This window comes from Achromobacter sp. DMS1 (genome assembly GCF_001270295.1).
The window spans coordinates 1-7,042 of the sequence record NZ_LHSJ01000226.1 but is presented as its reverse complement, the minus strand read 5'-3'; the positions used below and the strand labels follow the sequence as shown (position 1 = coordinate 7,042).

Annotated in this window: 3 protein-coding genes and 5 pseudogenes; 2 read left to right on the top strand and 6 right to left on the bottom strand. The window is 70.2% G+C overall.

Translation table 11 applies throughout. The annotated features are described in order from the left end of the window. Window positions 1-371, top strand: a pseudogene (locus AD428_RS20490) (DnaA ATPase domain-containing protein); the annotation flags it as partial. Here the strand turns inward: AD428_RS20490 and AD428_RS20485 are convergent. The 6 genes and pseudogenes from AD428_RS20485 to AD428_RS29745 form a co-directional block, all read right to left on the bottom strand. Next, window positions 361-1,520, bottom strand: a pseudogene (locus AD428_RS20485) (thiolase family protein). The pseudogenes AD428_RS20490 and AD428_RS20485 overlap by 11 nt on opposite strands. Beyond that, window positions 1,520-3,147, bottom strand: a pseudogene (locus AD428_RS20480) (AMP-binding protein). Before AD428_RS20480 ends, AD428_RS20485 begins: the two co-directional pseudogenes overlap by 1 nt. 9 nt (window positions 3,148-3,156) lie before the next feature. Then, window positions 3,157-3,648 (bottom strand): aromatic-ring-hydroxylating dioxygenase subunit beta, encoded by a 492-nt coding sequence (locus AD428_RS20475; protein ID WP_053246404.1) that lies wholly within the window; start codon window positions 3,646-3,648, stop codon window positions 3,157-3,159. After that, the gene (locus tag AD428_RS20470; protein ID WP_053246403.1) at window positions 3,638-4,993 is read right to left on the bottom strand and encodes an aromatic ring-hydroxylating dioxygenase subunit alpha; all 1,356 of its coding nucleotides are present in this window, start codon (window positions 4,991-4,993) and stop codon (window positions 3,638-3,640) included. The genes AD428_RS20475 and AD428_RS20470 overlap by 11 nt, the downstream gene beginning before the upstream one ends. A gap of 25 nt (window positions 4,994-5,018) precedes the next feature. Then, window positions 5,019-5,998: pseudogene (locus tag AD428_RS29750) on the bottom strand (PDR/VanB family oxidoreductase). 234 nt (window positions 5,999-6,232) lie between these two features. Next, window positions 6,233-6,799: pseudogene (locus AD428_RS29745) on the bottom strand (DUF6537 domain-containing protein); the annotation flags it as partial. Window positions 6,800-6,846: 47 nt separating this feature from the next. Between AD428_RS29745 and AD428_RS28415 the strand changes: the two are divergent. Then, on the top strand, window positions 6,847-7,042 hold a 196-nt coding region (locus AD428_RS28415; RefSeq protein WP_235491028.1), incomplete at its 3' end, for a hypothetical protein.

Genomic DNA, 7,042 nt, shown 5'->3' with positions numbered 1-7,042 from the left:
CCCCGCAGCCTGCCGCCCCGGCCCCGGCCATGTTGCCGGCCGCCGCGGTGACGGCCGACGCGGCCAATATCGTGTACGAGCGCTCGCGCCTGAACACCGATCTCACCTTCGAGAACTTCGTTACCGGCAAGGCCAACCAGCTCGCGCGCGCGGCCGCCCTGCAGGTGGCGGAAAACCCCGGCACGTCCTACAACCCGCTGTTCCTGTACGGCGGCGTGGGCCTGGGCAAGACCCACCTCATCCACGCCATCGGCAACGCCATGGTGGCGGCGGGCACGGGCGTGCGCGTGCGCTACGTGCACGCCGACCAGTACGTGTCCGACGTGGTGAAGGCCTACCAGCGCAAGGCGTTCGACGACTTCAAGCGCTATTCACGGCCGCGGCCGTGCACAGGCCCCGGTCGTAGTTGATCATGCCGAATCCGCTCACCATGCCGAGGCGGGCGTCCGGCACCTGTGTGCCGCCCGCCGTGCCGGAAAGCTGCCTCAGCGCCTCCACCAGTCCCAGATAGCCGCCGGCGGCGCCGGCCTGGCCCACCGAGAGCTGGCCGCCGTTGGTGTTGAACGGAAAACTGCCGCCAATCGTGAAATCGTGGCCGCGCACGAAGGCAGGCGCCTCGCCCTTGCGGCAGAAGCCCAGGTCTTCCATCTGCATCAGGTTGATGACGGGGTAGTCGTCGTAAGCCTGCAGGAAGTCCATGTCCGCGGGCTGCGTGCCGGACTGCCCGTACAGCTCGTCCACGTCCATGGTCCAGCCGCCGCGGGTCTGGATGGGGTCGTCGATCCAGGCGTTGTGCCGTTCGATGGTGGAGAGGATGCGCGCATGCGGCAGGCCCAGCGCCCGCGCGCGCGCCGCTTCCATGACCAGGAAGCCGTCCGCGCCGGCGCAGGGCATCACGCAGTCGAACAGGTGGATGGGGTCGGCGATGACGCGCGCGTCCAGGTATTGCCGCAGCGTCAGCGGCTTCTTCATGAGCGCGTGGGGATAGCGCAGGGCGTTCTCGCGCTGCGCCACGCACACTTTGCCGAAATCCTCGCGGGCGGCGCCGGTGGCGCGCATGTAGTTGGCCGTCAGCAGCGCGAAGCTGGCGTTCGGCCCGCCCGCGCCATACGGATACACCGCGTCCTGCGCAAAGCGCGAGAACTGGCTGACCGTGTTGCGGAACGAGTCGACGTGGTTGGTGTCTCCCGCGATGCAGGCGACGACCGCGGCGTCGCGGCCTGCACGGCCCGCGCGGCGCGCCGCAGCGCGACCACGCCGCTGGCCCCGCCCATCGGAATGTGGTCCAGCCAGCGCGGCGTCATGCCCAGGTGCTGCGCCAGGCCCACCGCGGTGTCGGGGGCGAGCGTGAAGCTGGATACGCACATGCCGTCGACTTCTTCCTTGCGCAGGCCGGCGCCGCGCACCAGCGCGCCCAGCGCGCGCCCCAGCCACCAGTGCGCCGCGTGCGTGCTGTAGCGCTCATAGGGAACCGAGACGGGCAGCGCCGCCACGATCCCGTCATAGCCCCGCCGGCCCATCAGGCGTTCCTCCGTTTCATGGCGCAGGTGTCCACGCAGTGCGGCGTGCCGGGCAGCGTGGGCGCGAGCGCCTTCATCTCGCCGCGCTGGATCTTGTTGGTGGTGGTGAGCGGCAGGGCATCCACGAACGCCACATAGCCGGGCGCCTTGTAATAGGCGAGCTGGGCCAGGCTCCACTGCACGATGCCGCGCGCCTTCTCTTCGCGCGCGGCGGGGTCGGGCAGCGGCCGTTCAGGCACCACGCAGGCCAGCACCTCGTCGCCGCGCACCGCGTCGGGCACGGCGGCCACGGCCACGGCCTTCACCATGGGGTGCTGCATGAGCACGCTTTCCACCTCCACGGCCGAGATGTTCTCGCCGCTGCGGCGTATCACGTTCTTCTTGCGGTCCACGAAGCGCAGCGCGCCGTCGGCCTCGCGCCGCACGATGTCGCCGGTATGGAACCAGCCGCCTTCCCAGGCCTCGTCGGTGGCGGCCGGGTCCTTCAGGTAGCCGGCGAAGAAGCCGTAGCGCGGATCGTCGCCCGCGTGGCGCACTAGCAGCTCGCCTTGTTCGCCCACGGGCGCGTCGGCGCCCTCGTCGGTCACGATGCGCACCTGCACGTCGTTTTCCTCGCGGCCGAAGCAGCTGCTGCCGATGTGGCGCGGTTCGCGGTTGGCGATGATGACCGCGCCCGCGCCCGTCTCCGTCATGGCCCAGGCCTCCAGCAGCGGAAAGCCGAAGCGCTCCTCGAAGGGACGGTGCAGCTTGCGGTCCACGCCCGCGCCGAAGCCGAAGCGGATGGCGGGCTGCCGATCGTCCGGCGCGGGCTCGGCCTTCATGAGGATGGCGGGCATGACGCCCAGGTAATGCAGCACGGTGGCGCGCGAGGCGCGCACGCTGTCCCACCAGGTTTTGGGATGGAAACGGTCGAGCGGAATCAGGCAGCCGCCGGTCAGCACCATGGCCATGGCGGAGTAGGCCATGGCGTTCATGTGCACCAGCGGCAGGGGCGTGATCATGCGCTCCTGCCCGGGCCGCAGCTCGGCCAGGCCGCCGATGCGCGCATACCAGCCGCCCGCGTGCAGGAAATAGCGGTTGGGCAGGATGCAGCCCTTGGGGCGGCCGGTGGTGCCGGAGGTGTAGAGCAGCGCGCACTCGGTCAGCTCGCCCGGCGCGGACCCCGCCAGCGGCGCGGCGAAGGGGGCGGGCGGGGGCGCGTCGTCCGGCCCCATGACGGCCAGCGGCCGGCCGGCGCGCGCGGCCGCGTCGCGCAGCTCGCCGTGGCGCGCGGGCAGGGCCACGGCCAGCGCGATCTCGGAATGGCCCGCCAGGTATTCCAGCTCGCGCGGCGACGCAGGTCGGGGTTGATGGGCACCACCGACACGCCCAGCGCATTGAGCGCGAACCAGTGCAGGAAGAAGGCCGGGCGGTTCTCCAGCAGCAGTCCGGCGCGGTGGCCGTGGCCGTAGCCGGCGCGGGCATAGGCGAGCTTCAGCGTTTCGATGGCCGCCGCCGCCCCGGCGTAGCCGATCTCGCCCGCGGCGACGCCGTAGGCGCCGGCGGTCTCGGGCAGAATGCAGAGAAACGGGTTCTGTCCGCAGCGGGCCGCGGTGTCGAGGAATGCCTGATAAACCGTCGCGCTCACGAGCCGCTCCTACATGAACAATTGGATGTTGCCGAACGCGGCGTCGCAGTTGACCAGGTCCACGCGCTTGAGGCGGATGCGCAGCCGGCCGTCCTGTTCCACCAGGTGGTGCGTGGCCCAGCCCGCATACAGCGTCTGGCTGTCGCCGCGCGTTTCCACGTAATGGAAGGCGGCGCGCACCACATGCCGCCCCTCGGCGGGCGCGGCCTCGGGATGGCCGGTTTCCACGGTGGGCGCCTGCAGCAGGTGGTGGCTGCGGCTGCGCGGCTGCTGCGAGAAGGTGCGCTGCCCCGCCAGCCGCTCCACGCGCACGCGCAGCAACAGCTTGTCTTCGTACATGAGCGAAGCGTGCAGGCGCGGGTCCGTCTGTCCATGCGCCAGCGGCATCCAGTAATAGCCGTCATCGGTAAAGAGGTCCAGCCATTCCTCGAAGCGCTGTTCGTCCAGCATGCGCGCTTCGGCATACACGAAATCGATCAGGTCGCGGTCGCTAGCGCTCATGCGGGGCTCCTTCGGACGTGGCGAGGCTGCCGGCGTCGGCGGCGGTCATGTAGCGGCCCCAGGCGCGGTACTGGTTGCGCATCTGCCATTCGTTGGTGCCGTTGGTGACGACGTTCTTGCGGTCCAGCTCGGCGGGGTCGTACAGCCGGCCCACGTTCACCCATTCGCGGGCGCGCGAATGCAGGCCGTCCTGCGCGCGCTCGTACATCTCGAGGTCGTCGTGCCCCACCACGGAGGTGGGCGCGTTGATGAGCCGGTTGTACATGAGGGTGCGTTCCAGCAGCAGGTCGGGCGCGCCCACCAGGCGAAAGGTCCACGATTCCACCAGCGTGCGGTCGGCGGCGAGCGGCTTGAAAACGCGCAGGGTCTGGATGGGACCCTTGACCATGATGTTGGGGAAGTACACCGTGTTGTGGCGCACGTCGCCCAGGATCTGCCCCGCGCGCGCTTCGCCGTAGGCGGCGACCATGGCCTCCCAGTAGCCCGGAATGCCGGAGTACGAGGCGTGGATGGAATCCGAGACGCCGGTGTGTCCGTGGCCGTTTTCCCAGACGCGTATGCCCATGTTCTCGAAGAACTCGTAGGGCGAGATGAAGGGCGCGAACAGCTCCACCGCCATGGGTTTGGGGGTGCCGGGCGGCGCCTGTTCCCAGACCTTGACCGCGGTGCCGGCGGAAGATTCGTGCGCTACCATGGGATGGCAGGTGTCGGTCTGGTTGTCCACCAGCATCTTCCAGTTGCAGCGGTGCATGTAGCGCAGCACGCCGCCGGCCACCTCCAGCCTGCCTTCCGGAGAGCGATCCACCATATTGTCCAGGGTGGAGAGCGATTCGCCGAAGAAGTCCTCGAACGACTGCCCCACCGGGTTCAGCCGGCAGAACACGAAACCGCGGTAGTTGCGCACGTCGGCCACGGCCGCCATGCCCCGGCTGGCCTCGCACTGCTCCAGCCCGGTGTTCTCGTAGCCCTTCTTGAGCGGAATGGACAGCAGGCTGCCGTCGGTCTTGAAGGTCCAGGCGTGGTAGGGGCAGCGGAAGAACTTGCCGGTGTTGCCGCAGGGGTCGCCGGCGACCATGGTGCCTTTGTGCGGACAGCGGTTGTGCAGCACGCGGACCGAGCGGTCGCCGTGGCGCACCATCACCACGGGCTGATTGCCCACGGTGGTGGTGATGTAATCGCCGGGGTTCGGCACCTGGCTGTCATGGCCCACGTACACCCAGGTATTGGCGTACAGGCGTTCCATCTCCAGCTCGAACAGCTCGGGGTCGATGAACAGGTCTTTGTGGACCTCGGTTTCGCGCAGCAGCGCGCGGATCGCGTCGGGGTTGTCGCGGTATCTGGCCATGGTCGCTTCCTTATCGGTACAGGCCCTACAGATCCAGCACCAGGCGCGCCGACTTGGCGCGCGAGATGCAGATCTGGATGAGTTTTCCGCTCGCCTTTTCGGTGTCGGAAAGGTAGTAGTCGCGGTGGTCGGGCTCGCCTTCCAGCACCGTGGCCTGGCAGACGCCGCATTCGCCGCGCTTGCAGTCGTACATCGGATCGCAGCCGGCTTCCTCCATGACTTCCAGGATGGTCTTGTCGGCGGGAACGACGAGCACGCGCCCGGCCTGGCGCAGCTCCACCTCGAACGGCCGGTCGCCGGCCCGCGGGGCGGCGGCGCTGAACAGTTCGAAATGCACGTGCGCGTCGGGCCAGTGGCGGGCCCTGGCGCCCTGGATGACGGCGTCGATCAGGCCCTTGGGGCCGCAGACGTAGAGGTGTTGGCGCGGCGAGGCGCACGTCCAGCAGCGCGCCCAGGTCGAAACAGGTGGCGGGGTCGTCGTCCGCGTGCACCGTCATGTCCGCGCGCGGCCAGCACCTGCAGTTCGGGCAGGAAGGCCAACTGGCCGGCGCTGCGGCCGCAATAGTGCAGGTGGAAGGCGCGGCCCGCGCCCTGAGCGCGGCGGCCATCGAAGCCACCGGCGTGATGCCGATGCCGCCCGCGATGAGGGAGGACGGGTTCCTCGCCCGACGGGGCTTCGTGCAGGGGGAAGTCGTTGTGCGGGCCTTCCACGCTGATCGCGTCGCCCGGCCGACAGCCCGTGCATGTGGCGCCGAGCCGCCCGCGCTGGGGTCTTCCAGCCGCACGCCCAGCCGGTATTCCTGCGGGGCGGCGAAGCGCGCCGCATCGGGGGCGAGCTGCACCAGCGAATAGCAGCGCGGCTCGGCCAGGCCGGGCACGGCCACCTTGACGTGGGCGCCCGGGCCGAAGCCCGGCAGGGGGCCGCGTCTTCGCGCGCCAGCCGCAGCGAGCGGATGAGGGGGATTCCTGCCGCACTTCGCGGACGATGAGCTTGAGGGTATGCACGGCGTCGTCTCTTCCGGATGGGTTCTGTGTCGGCTCAGGCGGCCAGTTTCTCGGGCGCCAGCTTCTCGGCGGCCAGCCGTTCCAGCGGGCCGCATTTCTCGTTCGCCAGGGCGGTTTCGCGGAGTTCGCGCAGCGTGGCCGCCGCATCGGGACGGACCAGCCTTCGGCGGCATCGAGCAGCACGCGGAACATCGCCCCGCCGCGCGCGTGCGTGTCGCTGTAGCCCTTGACCAGGCGGCGGCATTTCAGCGTTTCCACCGCCAGCGCGTAATCCTGCGGCGCGAGCCGCGCCACCAGGTCGAGCCACTGTTTCAGGCTGGCCATCTCCGCCTGGTGGCGCAGGGTGCGGCGGCGCAGGCGGCGCATGCCCGCCAGGGCGTACAGCATGAGGAACCCGCCCAGCGTGCCGCTTTGCAGCCGGCGGCCCTTGGCCAGCCGGCGCTGCACGAAGCCGCCGAAAGTCCGGGAACCTTCGAGCCAGCGTCCCAGGCCCGCCGGCAGCGTGCCGCAGATTTCCTCGAGGCGGGGATGCACGAATTCGGTGGTGTAGACGAGCTGGCCGGGCTGCGCGCCGACTTCGCCGCGCACGCGCTCGAAGCGCGAGCCGCGCGTTTTCAGGTCGGCCACCCGGATCACGTCGTCGTAGGCCATGGCCGTGGCCACATAGCGCGCCGCCGCCTCGGTGAGCGCCCATTGCCCGGCCTCGCCGCCATGCCGCTCGTCCAGGTCGCGCAGCGCCTTCACCCGGCGCAGATACTCTTCGGCGTAGGCCGGATCCTGGAATTCGATCTGGCGCTGCACGCCGGCCACCAGCAGCGGCTGCGCACAGGACGGGGAAATCGCGCCGGATGACGTCCAGCAGCGCCTGCGCGCGCGGGCTGGCCGCCCGTTCGGGCACCGCCGGCACGGGGCGCGACAGGTCGATGGGGGGCGGGCTGGGCGGGCGCCTGCGCGGCGGCATCGTAGGCCAGGCCGAAGGCGCGCAGGCTGGCATCCACTCCCACGCCGGCGCGCCGGATGGTGCCTTCGTAGTCATCGCGCGCA

What these genes read in the sequence shown, in the direction of transcription:
- AD428_RS20475 (WP_053246404.1), bottom strand. Translation starts at nt 3,648, where the DNA reads ATGAGCGCTAGCGACCGCGACCTGATCGATTTCGTGTATGCCGAAGCG.
- AD428_RS20470 (WP_053246403.1), bottom strand. Translation starts at nt 4,993, where the DNA reads ATGGCCAGATACCGCGACAACCCCGACGCGATCCGCGCGCTGCTGCGC.